General features: G+C 60.8%; 14 protein-coding genes. 7 read left to right on the forward strand and 7 right to left on the reverse strand.

All coding sequences use genetic code 11. The features are described 5' to 3' along the window. Positions 1-31 precede the first annotated feature (31 nt). Positions 32-673, reverse strand: a complete 642-nt coding sequence (gene pyrE, locus CYD26_RS12260; protein ID WP_065758154.1) for an orotate phosphoribosyltransferase — start codon at positions 671-673, stop codon at positions 32-34. Positions 674-753: 80 nt separating this feature from the next. Here pyrE and CYD26_RS12265 point away from each other — a divergent pair, with 80 nt between their 5' ends. Continuing rightward, positions 754-1533, forward strand: a complete 780-nt coding sequence (locus CYD26_RS12265) for an exodeoxyribonuclease III (RefSeq protein ID WP_065758153.1) — start codon at positions 754-756, stop codon at positions 1531-1533. 185 nt (positions 1534-1718) lie between these two features. On the opposite strand, the gene CYD26_RS12270 is transcribed toward CYD26_RS12265, so the two are convergent. After that, on the reverse strand, positions 1719-2087 hold the full coding sequence (locus tag CYD26_RS12270; protein WP_102052716.1) for a DUF4870 domain-containing protein: 369 nt from the start codon (positions 2085-2087) through the stop codon (positions 1719-1721). Between the two features lie 14 nt (positions 2088-2101). Then, complete coding sequence (rph, locus tag CYD26_RS12275; RefSeq protein ID WP_065758151.1) at positions 2102-2824, reverse strand: ribonuclease PH; 723 nt, start codon at positions 2822-2824, stop codon at positions 2102-2104. Between the two features lie 261 nt (positions 2825-3085). Between rph and CYD26_RS12280 the strand changes: the two genes are divergently transcribed. Together CYD26_RS12280 and gmk are read left to right on the forward strand one after the other, a co-directional pair. Next, positions 3086-3949, forward strand: a complete 864-nt coding sequence (locus CYD26_RS12280; RefSeq protein WP_099776341.1) for a YicC/YloC family endoribonuclease — start codon at positions 3086-3088, stop codon at positions 3947-3949. 13 nt (positions 3950-3962) lie between these two features. Further along, the gene (gene gmk, locus CYD26_RS12285) at positions 3963-4583 is read left to right on the forward strand and encodes a guanylate kinase (RefSeq protein ID WP_099776343.1); all 621 of its coding nucleotides are present in this window, start codon (positions 3963-3965) and stop codon (positions 4581-4583) included. Between the two features lie 11 nt (positions 4584-4594). On the opposite strand, the gene CYD26_RS12290 is transcribed toward gmk, so the two are convergent. The 4 genes from CYD26_RS12290 to CYD26_RS12305 all read right to left on the reverse strand — a co-directional run bounded on the left by CYD26_RS12290 (position 4595) and on the right by CYD26_RS12305 (position 9945). Continuing rightward, positions 4595-6151 (reverse strand): APC family permease, encoded by a 1557-nt coding sequence (locus tag CYD26_RS12290; protein WP_065758148.1) that lies wholly within the window; start codon positions 6149-6151, stop codon positions 4595-4597. Positions 6152-6265: 114 nt separating this feature from the next. Further along, positions 6266-7036 (reverse strand): gamma-glutamyl-gamma-aminobutyrate hydrolase family protein, encoded by a 771-nt coding sequence (locus CYD26_RS12295; RefSeq protein ID WP_099776346.1) that lies wholly within the window; start codon positions 7034-7036, stop codon positions 6266-6268. 14 nt (positions 7037-7050) lie between these two features. Then, a complete protein-coding gene (locus CYD26_RS12300) occupies positions 7051-8544 on the reverse strand; it encodes an aldehyde dehydrogenase (protein WP_102052717.1) in 1494 nt (497 codons plus the stop codon). An 18-nt stretch (positions 8545-8562) separates the two neighbouring features. Beyond that, positions 8563-9945: a glutamine synthetase family protein gene (locus CYD26_RS12305; protein WP_102052718.1), complete on the reverse strand. Its 1383-nt coding sequence runs from the start codon at positions 9943-9945 to the stop codon at positions 8563-8565. Between the two features lie 242 nt (positions 9946-10187). Here CYD26_RS12305 and CYD26_RS12310 point away from each other — a divergent pair, with 242 nt between their 5' ends. From CYD26_RS12310 to CYD26_RS12325, 4 genes are all read left to right on the forward strand, one after another. Next, on the forward strand, positions 10188-11063 hold the full coding sequence (locus CYD26_RS12310; RefSeq protein WP_102052719.1) for a LysR family transcriptional regulator: 876 nt from the start codon (positions 10188-10190) through the stop codon (positions 11061-11063). A 189-nt stretch (positions 11064-11252) separates the two neighbouring features. Continuing rightward, complete coding sequence (rpoZ, locus tag CYD26_RS12315) at positions 11253-11516, forward strand: DNA-directed RNA polymerase subunit omega (protein ID WP_065758143.1); 264 nt, start codon at positions 11253-11255, stop codon at positions 11514-11516. Positions 11517-11576: 60 nt separating this feature from the next. After that, on the forward strand, positions 11577-13685 hold the full coding sequence (gene spoT, locus CYD26_RS12320) for a bifunctional GTP diphosphokinase/guanosine-3',5'-bis pyrophosphate 3'-pyrophosphohydrolase (RefSeq protein WP_099776350.1): 2109 nt from the start codon (positions 11577-11579) through the stop codon (positions 13683-13685). A 24-nt stretch (positions 13686-13709) separates the two neighbouring features. Beyond that, positions 13710-14090, forward strand: a complete 381-nt coding sequence (locus CYD26_RS12325; RefSeq protein ID WP_043861567.1) for a RidA family protein — start codon at positions 13710-13712, stop codon at positions 14088-14090. Positions 14091-14126 lie beyond the last annotated feature (36 nt).

The following is a 14126-nucleotide window of genomic DNA, read 5'->3' on the forward strand; positions in this document are numbered from 1 at the left end:
CATTGCAGGGCCTTTTTGTTGCGCATGGGCTTCAGATACCGTACTGGGCCCGGTACGCCTCGACCGCAGGCAGATGCTGCTTGAGCGCTGGATCGTCAGCGAGGAACTCCAGTACCTGGGTCAGCGACACAATGCTGACCACCGGGATACCAAAGTCACGCTCCACTTCCTGGATCGCCGACAACTCGCCGTTGCCGCGCTCCTGACGGTTCAGTGCGATCAGCACGCCAGCGGCCTTGGCCTGCTGCCCCTGGATGATCTGCATGACCTCACGGATCGCCGTGCCGGCAGTGATCACGTCGTCAATGATCAAGACGTCGCCGGTCAGTGGCGCGCCGACCAGGCTGCCGCCTTCGCCATGGCTCTTGGCTTCCTTGCGGTTGAAGCACCACGGCACGTCGAGCTGGTGATGCTCAGCCAGCGCTACAGCGGTCGCTGCAGCCAGCGGGATGCCTTTGTAGGCCGGGCCGAACAGCACGTCGAACGGAATCTTGCTGTCGACAATCGCCGCAGCATAGAAACGCCCGAGCTGAGCCAGGGCCGCGCCGCTGTTGAACAGGCCGGCATTGAAGAAATACGGGCTGGTACGCCCCGACTTGAGGGTGAACTCACCGAAGCGCAGAACCCCACGATCGATGGCAAAACGAATAAAGTCGCGCTGATACGGCTGCATGTAGAGTCCCGGATGCCACGGATTTAGCTAATTGAGTACAGCTCGGGTATCATACACGCACGAGATTTTTGGGGCCATTTATGCGGATCATCAGTGTGAACGTAAATGGCATTCAGGCTGCAGTCGAGCGTGGTTTGCTCAGTTGGCTGCAAGCCCAGAATGCCGACGTCATCTGCCTTCAGGATACCCGCGCCTCGGCCTTTGAACTCGACGACCCAGCTTTCCAGCTCGATGGCTACTTCCTTTATGCCTGCGACGCAGAAGTCCCCGCCCAAGGCGGTGTGGCACTTTACTCGCGCTTGCAGCCCAAGGCAGTCATCAGCGGCCTGGGCTTCGAGACAGCCGACCGCTACGGACGTTACCTGCAGGCAGACTTCGACAAAGTCAGTATTGCCACCTTGCTGCTGCCTTCCGGGCAGAACGGCGACGAAGACTTGAACCAGAAGTTCAAGTTGATGGACGACTTCGCCAAGTACCTGGACAAGCAACGTCGCAAGCGTCGTGAATACATCTACTGCGGCTCGCTGTATGTCGCGCAGCAGAAGCTCGACATCAAGAACTGGCGCGACAGCCAGCAGTCCCCGGGCTTCCTGGCCCCGGAACGGGCCTGGATGGACACCATCGTCGGCGACATGGGCTATGTCGATGCCCTGCGCGAAGTCAGCCGCGAAGGCGAGCAGTACAGCTGGTGGCCGGACAACGAACAGGCCGAGATGCTCAACCTGGGCTATCGCTTCGACTACCAGTTGCTGACACCAGGCCTGCGTCGCTTCGTGCGTAGCGCACGCCTGCCACGCCAGCCACGCTTCTCCCAGCATGCGCCACTGATCGTGGACTATGACTGGACGCTGACCATTTAAACGGTCACGCACAAAAACGAACCCCCGCTTTTCAGCGGGGGTTCGTTTTTATGTGCCAAAAATAACGCAAGACACCCTGTGGGAGTTGGCTTGCCAACGATGCAGGCGCCGCGTACTCATTGGCACCCCGCCGACGCCATCGCAGGCAAGCCTGCATCCCACAGGAAAAGCCAACAACCCTGCCGCTACTGAATCACCCGCCAGGTAAAGGGGTAGCGATACGCCTGCCCCTCATTGACCTTGACCGAAGCGATGATCATCAGGATGGCTGCGGCCACTACCAGCAGGCCGAGCAACGCAAAGCCAATCAATATGATGAACAGTGCGATGCAGATCACGTAGGCAATGGTCACGGTAATCTGGAAGTTCAGCGATTCCTTACCTTGGGCATCGATGAACGGGTCCAGCTCACGCTTCCATTGCCAGATGATCAACGGCCCCAGCAGGTTGCCGAAGGGGAACAACAACCCGAAGAACGCCGCGAGGTGGCAGAACATCGCCCACTGGCGCACATCGGCACTCGGGGTGGATACATTCAGAGGTTGTTCGCCCATCAGGCCATCCTCACTCAGTCAGCCAGCGAAGCGCTCTGCAGCTCGAAGAGGTCGCTCATGCCTTTTTGCGCCAATGCCAACATGGCATTGAGCTCTTCGGGCTGGAACGGCGCGCCTTCAGCGGTGCCCTGCACTTCGATGAAGCCACCGGCGCTGGTCATGACCACGTTCAGGTCAGTCTCGGCAGCGGAGTCTTCCAGGTAGTCCAGGTCGAGCACTGGAACGCCTTGGTACATGCCCACCGAAACGGCAGCGATCATGTGCTTGAGCGGGTCTCCGCCCTTGAGGCCGCCACGCTTCTTGACGACACGCAGGGCATCGACCAGCGCGACCATGGCACCGGTGATCGACGCCGTGCGGGTACCGCCATCGGCCTGGATCACGTCGCAGTCGACGTAGAGGGTAATGTCGCCGAGCTTGCTCATGTCCAGCGCAGCACGCAGCGAGCGGCCGATCAAACGCTGGATTTCCAGGGTGCGGCCACCCTGTTTGCCACGGCTGGCTTCGCGCTGGTTACGCTCGCCAGTGGAGCGCGGCAGCATGCCGTACTCTGCTGTCAGCCAGCCTTGGCCCTGACCTTTGAGGAACCGGGGAACACCATTTTCGACGCTGACCGTGCAGACGACTTTGGTGTCGCCGAACTCGACCAGTACCGACCCTTCGGCGTGCTTGGTGTAGTTGCGGGTGATGCGGATCGAGCGGAGCTGATCGGCAACGCGACCACTTGGACGTTTCATAGGGGATACCTGTACTGGACTTGAATCTGCCCAGCATTATAGAGCGCCCAGGCTCCGCTGGACATGCCCAGGGCAGAAACAGCTGTTTATGCACCCGCAGGGTACGCGCCAGCCTTGAGCCAGAGACGTTGGTCGGTTTTTTCCGGCAATCCAGAGAGTGTTTGTAACATCAGTGGATTGGGAGCACACCTCGCACTGCGCTACAATCCTGCGCCTTTGCAGCCTGTCGGCTTCCCTTCAACCTACTGCGAGGTACTTCCCATGGTGCATAGCATGACCGCCTTTGCCCGCGCCGAACGCGCTGGCGCCCAAGGTACCCTCATCTGGGAATTGCGCTCGGTCAACCACCGCTACCTGGAACCCCACTTACGTCTGCCTGATGCCTTCCGCGACCTTGAAGGCACGGTACGTGAAGCCCTCCGTCAGGGCCTGTCACGCGGCAAGGTCGAATGCACGTTGCGCTTCAATGAAGAAAGCACTGGCAAACCCTTGCAGGTTGATCGCGAGCGCGCTGCGCAACTGGTTGCCGCCGCCGAGACCGTCGCCAGCCTGATCAAGCAGCCTGCTGCGCTCAACCCGCTGGAAGTGCTGGCGTGGCCAGGCGTGCTGGTGGCAGACGCGACAGACCCGCAAGCGTTGAATATCGAGGCCATGAGCCTGTTTGAAGAGGCCCTGAAGGAGCTGCGCAACGGTCGCAACCGCGAGGGCACCGAGCTGGCCAGGCTGATCAACGAACGCCTGGACAACATGGCCACCGAGGTCACGACCCTGCGTGCCCTGGTACCGCAGATGCTGGCCGTTCAGCGCCAGAAGGTCCTGGATCGCTTCACGGACATGAAAGCCGAACTCGACCCGCAGCGCCTGGAACAGGAAATGGTGCTACTGGCCCAGAAAAGCGACGTCGCCGAAGAGCTGGACCGCCTGAGCACCCACATGACCGAGGTACGCCGTGTGCTCAAGTCCGGAGGTGCAGCAGGCCGGCGCCTCGACTTCCTGATGCAGGAGCTGAACCGCGAAGCGAACACCCTTGGCTCCAAAGCCTTCGACCCACGTAGCACCCAAGCAGCGGTCAACCTCAAGGTCCTGATCGAGCAGATGCGTGAACAAGTACAGAACATTGAGTAAGGCCACCCCGACCATGAACCACAGCAGCGGCATCCTCTACATCATCTCGGCCCCTTCCGGCGCCGGCAAGACCAGCCTGGTGAAAGCCCTCATCGACGCCGAGCCGAGCATTCGCGTTTCGGTCTCGCACACCACCCGCGCCATGCGTCCGGGCGAAGAAAATGGGGTGAACTACCACTTCGTCGATCGCGCCGAGTTCATCCGCATGACCGAACACGGCGACTTTCTGGAACAGGCCGAAGTCTTCGGCAACCTCTACGGCACGTCGCAGAGCACGCTGCAGCAAACCCTGGACGAAGGCCACGACCTGATTCTGGAAATCGACTGGCAGGGCGCCGAACAAGTACGCAAGCAGATGCCACAGGCACGCTCGATCTTCATCCTGCCGCCGAGCCAGCAGGCCCTGCGCCAGCGCCTGACCAACCGTGGCCAGGACAGCGATGAGATCATTGAGGGTCGGATGCGTGAAGCCGTCAGCGAGATGAGCCACTACAACGAGTACGACTTCGTCATCATCAACGACGACTTCGCCGTGGCCCTTGAAGACCTCAAGGCGATCTTCAGGGCCAACCGCCTGCAGCAGAAGAGCCAGCAACAGCGCCACAGCGAGCTACTCAAACAGTTGCTCGCCTGATTGGCGCCGTCTCAGCGTCGGCAGGGCAGCGTTGCCTGCCGATGCAGAGTCATCCCCAGGAAGAACGCTGGTGCACGCATGCGCGACAGCACCATCAGGAAGATACCCAGCAACAGAATGATCATCGCGATCACGAACACCAGGCCCAGGCCTGCGACATGCGAGCCACTGCCGAACGACGGTGAAGCACTGTCGATGGCGGTCTGAACGAAGATCACCGACAGAATCCCACCGCCCACGAAGGGGCACAGGCCGCGCATCATGAAGTGACGCAGGCTGTCGAACAGGCTGTCGCGGAAGTACCACACGCACGCGAACGCCGTCAGCGAGTAGTAGAAGCAGATCATCATCCCCAGCGCGGTGATGGTGTCGGCCAGTACGTTTTCACTCAGGGTGCGCATGGTGACGTAGAACAGACCGGCAGCAACGCCTGCACAGATGGTCGCGTAGCGTGGCGTCTGTGAGCGCGGGCAGATGCTGGCAAATCGCTCAGGCACGGCACCGTAGTACCCCATGGCCAGCAGCGTGCGCGCTGGCGAGACGAAGGTCGACTGCAGGGACGCCGCGGTACTGGCCAGTACCGCAATGGACATCAGAATAGCCAGCGGCCCCATGACCGGGCCGGCCAGGTGTGCGAAGACGTTCTCTTGAATGCGCGGGTTGCCCAGCCCCAGGCCAATGTCACCGATACCGGCGAACTGCAAGGTAGCAATACCGGTCACCAGGTACAGGCCAAGGATCAACAACACGGTCCAGGTGGCAGCCTTGCCAGGCACTTCTTCACTGCCCACCGACTCTTCGCTCACAGTCAGGCAGACGTCCCACCCCCAGAAAATGAAGATCGACAGCGACAGCCCGGCTGCAAACGAGGAGAACGACTCGACGCCAAACGGGTTGAACCAGTCTGAGTCGAATTGCAGCGGCGGGATGGTCGGCGACCCACCGAACGCGGCCATGGAGAAACCGATCAGCACCACCAGTTGCAAGGCCACCAGGCCATACTGCACCGTCATGGTAGTACCCATGCCACGGCAGCAGATCCACACGGCCATGGCAATAAAGACACAACAGGTGGTGACGTTGACCAACAGGTTATCGCTCAGCGCAGACACCTCATGGCTGCCGCTGAGCTGGCCGAGGAACAGGTAGAAGAAGTCCACCGCCACACCCGCCAGGTTGGACAACACAATGGTCGTCGCGGTGACCAGGCCCCAGCCACCGATCCAGCCAATCATCGGGCCAAAGGCACGGGCAGACCAGGTGAATGACGTGCCGCTATCGGGCTCGGCAGCGTTCAGCTCGCGGTAGCCCAGCGCAACCAGCAGCATGGGCAGGAAGCCGACAAGGAACACGGCTGGCAGGTGTGCGCCGACTTCGCGCACGGTAGGCCCGAGCGCGCCGGTCAGGGTATAAACCGGCGCAATGGTGGAGATGCCAAGCACAATGCTGGCAAGCAGCCCGAGCCGGCCCTTGGCCAGCCCTTTGCTGCGATGGGTGGAAGCGCCTGAGCTGGCCTGCGCCGACTCTGCCGAGCCCGAGGGCCGACTCGCTTCTGTGTATTCACTCATGAGTATTTGCCGTCGCTATTGGTATTGTTCTAGATGGGCGTCTTGCAAGGCACCCGCTTTCACTCATGGAAAGCTCACTGCTTGATTCATGACATCCGGGGGCGCCGGACAGCCTCAAATGGCCGCCACCTCAACACGCTTTCCCGCCGCATGGGCGATACAAGCCTCGCGGAACGCCTGAAACAGGCGCAACGAGACAGGGTTGTCGGTAAAACGCCATTCCGGATGCCACTGAACGCCAAGAACAAACCCTGGCGCGTTATCCAGCGTGACCGCCTCGACCAATCCATCCGGCGCAACGGCTTCGACTCGCAGGCCACTGGCCAGGCGCTCGATGCCCTGGCCATGCAACGAGTTGACCTCGAAAACCGTGGGCAGCCCCAAGCGCTCGAAAAGCCCACCCGGCTGCACGCTCACTGAGTGCTGCGGTGCGTATTGCACCTCCAGCGCAACGTCTTTCGGCTCGCGGTGGTCCAGGTAGCCAGGCAACTCATGAACCTGTTGATGCAGGCTGCCACCGAGGCTCACATTCAGCTCCTGGAAACCACGGCAAATGCAAAATACCGGCACGCCCGCCGCAATCGCCGCACGCAACAACGGCAGGGTCAGGCGATCACGGTACACATCGTGTCGGGTTCCCTCCGCGCTGGGGCTGCCATTGTAATGATGCGGCTCCACATTTGAAGGCGAACCGGTAAAAAGAATGCCATCCAACCGCTCTAGCACGAGCTCTGCAGCCACAGGCTCGGCACGCGCAGGCAATATCAGGGGAATCCCGGCGAAGCCTGCAGCCTCGACATACTTGTCACCCGCCGTGTGCGAGGAATTCTTTTCCAGTTGCTGGCGGCAGGCAGTGACGCCAATCAGTGGGGTAACCTGCTTCATCTGTCAGCCCTCGTTTACAACTTGATCCAGGTCGCCTTGAGTTCGGTGTACTTGTCGAACGCATGCAGTGACTTGTCACGCCCGTTACCGGACTGCTTGAAGCCGCCGAACGGCGCCGTCATGTCACCACCGTCGTACTGGTTGACCCAGACACTACCAGCGCGCAGGGCCTTGGCCGTGCGGTGCGCCTTGGACAGGTCGCTGCTCCAGACCGCTGCGGCCAGGCCGAACGGTGAGTCGTTGGCAATGCTGATGGCTTCTTCGGCGGTATCGAACGCAATCACTGACAGCACCGGGCCGAAGATCTCTTCACGGGCAATACGCATGGCATTGTCCACACCATCAAAGATCGTCGGCTCCACATAGACGCCGCCGGTTTCTTCCAGCACGCGCTTGCCACCAGCGACCAGCGTCGCACCGTCGGCGGCACCGGCCTCGACATAGCCCAGCACGGTATCCAGCTGGGTGCCGTCCACCAGGGCGCCAACCCGAGTAGTCGGGTCCAGCGAATGGCCGGGCTTCCAAGCCTTGAGCGCCTCGATGACCATCGGCAGGAAGCGATCCTTGATGCTGCGCTCGACCAGCAGACGCGAGCCCGCCACACACACTTCGCCCTGGTTGAAGGCAATGGCGCAAGCGGCGGCGTCAGCCGCTGCCTGCAGGTCAGGAGCGTCGGCAAAGACGATATTCGGGCTCTTGCCACCAGCCTCCAGCCAGACACGCTTCATGTTCGATTCGCCGGCATAGATCATCAGTTGCTTGGCGATCTTGGTTGAACCAGTAAACACCAAGGTGTCCACATCCATGTGCAGGGCCAGGGCCTTGCCGACGGTGTGGCCATAGCCTGGCAGCACGTTCAGCACGCCCGCAGGGATACCGGCTTCGATAGCCAGTTGAGCGATGCGAATGGCGGTCAGTGGCGACTTTTCCGAAGGCTTGAGGATCACCGAGTTACCGGTGGCCAGCGCCGGGCCGAGCTTCCAGCAGGCCATCATCAGAGGGAAGTTCCACGGCACGATCGCCGCCACCACACCCACCGCTTCGCGGGTAACCAAACCCAGCTGGTCGACCGGCGTTGGCGCCACTTCGTCGTAGACCTTATCAATGGCCTCGGCGCTCCAGCGGATGGCATTCGCCGCGCCCGGCACGTCGATGCTGAGCGAGTCACTGATCGGCTTGCCCATATCCAGGGTTTCCAGCAGTGCCAGCTCCTGGGCGTTGGCCAACAGCGCGTCAGCGAAAGCAATCAGCACACGCTTGCGCTGGGCCGGTGCCAGGCCCGACCAGGCGCCGCTTTCAAAACTGCGGCGGGCCGCCAGGACAGCACGCTCGGCATCCGCGGCATCACAACTGGCGATATTGGCCAGGTGACGGCCATCGACCGGGCTCAGGCTCTCGAAGGTTTCAGCCGAGGCAGCAGCCTGGTACTGGCCATCGATAAAGGCACGCCCTTCGATGCTCAGGTTCTGGAAAAGGGATTCCCATTGCGCGCGGGACAAGGTGGTCATGTTCGTGTGCTCCAGGCCTTACACCGTATGCAGGTACCAGTTGTATTCGAGATCCGAGATCGATACTTCGAACTCTGACAGCTCACTTTCCTTGCAGGCGACAAAGACATCGATGTAGTCCGGGCTGATGTACTTGTTCAGCACTTCGCTGTCATCCAGCTCGCGCAGTGCGTCGCGCAAGTTGTTTGGCAAGCTCTGCTCCAGCTGCTCGTAGGAGTTGCCTTCCACCGGTGCACCCGGCTCGATCTTGTTGGTCAGGCCGTGATGAATGCCGGAGAGGATTGCCGCCATCATCAAGTACGGGTTGGCATCAGCACCGGCAACACGGTGCTCGATGCGCACCGCATCAGCACTGCCGGTGGGCACGCGCAGGGCTACAGTACGGTTGTCCAGGCCCCAGCTTGGCGCATTCGGCACATAGAACTGGGCACCGAAACGCCGGTACGAGTTGACGTTCGGGCAGAGAAAAGCCATCGACGCCGGCAGGGTTTCCAACACGCCACCAATGGCGTGGCGCAGCGCGTCGTTCTGCTCGGGCTCATCACTGGTGAAGATGTTCTTGCCGGTTTTCTTGTCCAGCAACGAGATATGCACGTGCAAACCGTTGCCCGCCTGGCCAGGGTACGGCTTGGCCATGAAAGTGGAGTCCATTTCATGGTCGTAGGCGATGTTCTTGATCAGACGCTTGAGCAGGACCGCGTAGTCGCAGGCCTTGATCGCATCTTCAACGTGATGCAGGTTGACCTCGAACTGTGCCGGGGCGCTTTCCTTGACGATGGCATCAGCCGGGATGTCCTGCTCTTTGGCCGCTTCAAGCATGTCCTGCAGGCAATCGACGTACTCGTCCAGATCATCGATCAGGTAGACCTGAGTCGACTGCGGACGCTTACCCGAGATCGGCGAACGGGGCGGCTGTGGGCGGCCATTCACGTTGTCCTGATCGATCAGGTAGAACTCCAGCTCGAAGGCGGCGCAGATGGTCAGGCCCAGCGCATCGAACTTCTCCACCACGCTGCGCAGCACTTCTCGCGGGTCAGCGAAGAAAGGGGTGCCATCCAGCTCGTGCATGGTCATCAGCAGCTGCGCGGTAGGACGCCTCTGCCAAGGCTCGTAGCTCAGCGTGCCGGGAATGGGAAAGCAAATACGGTCGGCATCACCGATATCCAGGCCCAGGCCGGTGCTTTCCACGGTCGAGCCGTTGATATCCAGCGCAAACAGCGACGCTGGCAGATTGATACCTTTTTCGTAAACCTTGTGCAGGCTCGCACGCTCGATTCGCTTTCCGCGCACGACACCGTTCATGTCGGAAATGAGCAGGTCCACGAACTGGACTTCAGGATAAGCCTGGAGAAACTCGCTCATCTCGCTGGAAGGGCTGGCGCACGGGGAGACCGACGTCATGGCTATGCATCCTTTGATTTTTATCGGGCGACAATATGAAGGGGTGTTGCAGGCGCCCTGTGGGCGTCGATGGTTGGTTTATTTTTCTAGTATTCCCATCGTGGGAAACAGCCGAATGAACATCCTTGTGCGCTGCACTCGGCACTCTGGCCGGCGGCGAGGTTGATTCGCGGCTGCTGCTTCACTATAGAATGGCCTCAACGCAACAGACATTGGCATTTCGGCAAGCTAAGAGTGCACTCATGCAATATCAGGTCAGCCATACCGATCTCACCCTGGTGCTCGCCCTGGTTCGCGGGCGATCCCTGGCAAAAGCTGCCGAACTGCTCAAGGTGGACGTATCGACCGTCTTTCGCTCGATTCGCAGGCTTGAGGCCTCACTGGGCAAGGCGCTGTTCGATAAAAGCCGCAAGGGCTACGTCCCCACTGGCACAGCTCAAGCGCTGGCGGAGCAAGCCGAGCGCGCCGAACAGGCACTGGATGCGGCCCAGGTGGCGGTGGAACACGGCGACCAGGTGGTCAGCGGCACCGTGCGCCTGACCTGCACCGAAGCGGTATTGCACAGCCTGCTGCTGCCGGCGCTGGCCCATTTCATGCCAACCTACCCGGCGCTGTCGCTGGAGCTGGCAACCTCCAACTCCTTCGCCAACCTCAGCCGACGCGATGCCGATGTCGCCCTGCGCCTGACCAACTCACCCCCCGAGCACCTGGTCGGTCGCTGCCTGGGCACGGCCTCCTACCTTGTTTATGGGCACGCCGATTATCACCAGCGCCTGGCCGAGGCTCCGGCATCACTGCCCTGGATCGCACTGGACGACTCGATGTCCGATCATGCTTCGGTGGTCTGGCGCGAGCAGCACCTACCTGGCGTGGTACCACGCTACCGCTGCAGCAGCATGGCCGCCGTCGCGCAACTGGTAGGTGCAGGGCTGGGCGTCGCAGCGCTGGCTGACTACATGGCCGACAGCCTCCCCGGGGTGGAGCGACTGAGCGATGCCCTGCCCGGCTGCGATACCGAACTCTGGCTGCTGACTCGCCCCGACTGCCGCGCACTGCGCTCAGTACAGACGCTGTTCGACGAACTGACCCCACGCTTGCGCGCGGCGATGGGCGAGTAGCACGAGGGAGTTGTGCTAACCCCACGCAAATGGTTATCGTCTGCTCTAACGCTAAAACTCTCGGCCAAAGCATGCCGCCTGAGCGAGAACTGAAATCAGCGCTTCCCTATTGGCTGGTGATTTTTTAAACTACCGAGTCCGCTCGCCCATCCGGGCTGCTTGCCTATTGCATTTGCTACGAGGAATACCATGGCCCGCGTGACCGTTGAAGATTGCCTGGACAACGTCGATAACCGTTTCGAGCTGGTCATGCTCGCCACCAAGCGTTCCCGCCAGCTGGCAACCGGTGGCAAGGAACCCAAAGTGGCCTGGGAAAACGACAAGCCAACCGTAGTTGCACTGCGTGAAATCGCTGCCGGCCTGGTCGACAACGAATTCGTCGCTCAAGAAGATGTGGTCGTTGAAGAGCCTATCTTTGCCGCATTTGAAGACGAGGCCAACGAGGCCGTCTAAGTTCATGCCTGGTCGACATTGCACGGCGCAAGGCACCAGCCATCGGCAGGAGGTAGTACGTTGCCGAGCATAGATGCCCTTGCCGATCGCCTGTCGACCTACCTCGGCGCTGACCAGGTCAACCTGGTGCGCCGAGCGTATTTCTACGCCGAACAAGCCCACGATGGCCAACGCCGTCGCAGCGGCGAACCTTACGTTACCCATCCCCTTGCGGTAGCGAGCATTCTTGCCGACATGCACATGGACCATCAGAGCCTGATGGCCGCCATGCTGCACGACGTGATCGAAGACACCGGTATCGCCAAGGAAGCGCTTTCAGCGCAATTTGGCGAAACTGTCGCCGAACTGGTCGACGGGGTCAGCAAGCTGACCCAGATGAACTTCGAAACCAAGGCCGAGGCCCAAGCGGAAAACTTCCAGAAAATGGCCATGGCCATGGCCCGGGACATCCGCGTGATTCTGGTCAAGCTGGCCGACCGCCTGCACAACATGCGCACCCTGGAAGTGCTGTCCGGCGAGAAGCGCCGACGCATCGCCAAGGAAACCCTGGAAATCTACGCCCCCATCGCCAACCGCCTTGGCATGCACGCCGTGCGCGTGGAATTCGAAGACCTGGGTTTCAAGGCCATGTACCCGATGCGCTCCGCACGCATCCATCAGGCGGTGAAACGCGCCCGCGGCAACCGCAAGGAACTCGTCAACAAGATCGAAGAATCGCTCAGCCATTGCCTGGCGGTCGACGGGATCGAAGGCGAAGTCAGCGGGCGACAGAAACACCTCTATGGCATCTACAAGAAGATGCGCGGCAAACGCCGGGCCTTCAACGAGATCATGGATGTCTACGCGTTCCGCATCGTCGTCGACAAGGTCGACACCTGCTACCGCGTACTCGGTGCAGTTCACAACCTGTACAAGCCACTGCCGGGTCGCTTCAAGGATTACATCGCGATCCCCAAGGCCAACGGCTACCAGTCACTGCACACCACGCTGTTCGGCATGCACGGTGTTCCCATCGAAATCCAGATCCGCACCCGCGAAATGGAAGAGATGGCCAACAACGGTATCGCCGCCCACTGGCTGTACAAATCCAGTGACGACGAACAGCCAAAAAGTACCCATGCCCGTGCCCGTCAGTGGGTCAAAGGCGTGCTGGAGTTGCAGCAACGTGCAGGCAACTCCCTTGAATTCATCGAAAGCGTGAAGATCGACCTCTTCCCGGACGAGGTCTACGTGTTCACGCCCAAAGGCCGCATCATGGAGCTACCCAAGGGCTCCACGGCGGTCGACTTCGCTTATGCCGTGCACACTGACGTCGGCAACAGCTGTATTGCCTGCCGCATCAATCGTCGCCTGGCACCGCTGTCCGAGCCACTGCAGAGCGGCTCGACCGTCGAGATCGTCAGTGCGCCAGGGGCACGGCCAAACCCGGCCTGGCTCAACTTCGTGGTGACCGGCAAAGCCCGTACGCACATTCGCCACGCGCTCAAGCTGCAACGCCGCTCCGAGTCGATCAGCCTTGGCGAGCGCCTGCTAAACAAAGTGCTCCATGGTTTCGACAGCGCGCTGGAGAAAATTCCTCAGGAACGCGTCCAGGCCATGCTCAGCGAATACCGCCTGGAACTGATCGAAGACCTGCTCGAAGACATCGGCCTGGGCAATCGCATGGCCTATGTCGTGGCTCGCCGCCTGCTGTCCAGCGAAGGCGAGCAGTTGCCAAGCCCTGAAGGCCCGCTGGCCATCCGCGGCACCGAAGGCCTGGTGCTGAGCTATGCCAAATGCTGCACACCGATTCCGGGCGACCCCATCGTCGGCCACCTGTCGGCCGGCAAAGGCATGGTCGTGCACCTGGAAAACTGCCGCAACATCAGCGAAATCCGCCACAACCCGGAAAAGTGCATCCAGCTCTCCTGGGCCAAGGACGTCACTGGCGAATTCAATGTGGAGTTGCGCGTCGAACTGGAACACCAGCGCGGCCTGATTGCACTGCTAGCCAGCAGCGTCAACGCTGCCGACGGCAACATCGAGAAAATCAGCATGGACGAACGCGATGGTCGCATCAGCGTGGTCCAACTGGTGGTCAGCGTACACGACCGCGTACACCTGGCCCGCGTGATCAAGAAACTGCGTGCACTGACTGGCGTGATTCGCATCACCCGCATGCGCACGTAGCCCGACAACAGCAAGGAGTCATCCATGACCAAGACCGTCATCACCAGTGACAAGGCCCCAGCGGCCATCGGCACCTACTCTCAGGCGATCAAGGCCGGCAACACCGTTTACATGTCCGGGCAGATCCCGCTCGACCCAAAAACCATGGAACTGGTTGAAGGCTTCGAAGCCCAGACCGTCCAGGTGTTCGAGAACCTGAAAGCCGTCGCCGAAGCTGCTGGCGGTTCGTTCAAGGACATCGTCAAGCTGAACATCTTCCTGACCGACCTGAGCCACTTCGCCAAGGTCAACGAAGTCATGGGCCGCTACTTCGAACAGCCTTACCCTGCTCGCGCCGCCATCGGCGTTGCCGCACTGCCTCGCGGCTCGCAAGTAGAAATGGACGCGATCCTGGTCCTCGAGTAATGCCCCAGATGGCGAACCTTGCAGGGTTCGCCATCG

Origin of the sequence: Pseudomonas sp. FFUP_PS_473 (assembly GCF_002858665.1) — a bacterium.
Lineage (GTDB): Bacteria > Pseudomonadota > Gammaproteobacteria > Pseudomonadales > Pseudomonadaceae > Aquipseudomonas > Aquipseudomonas defluvii.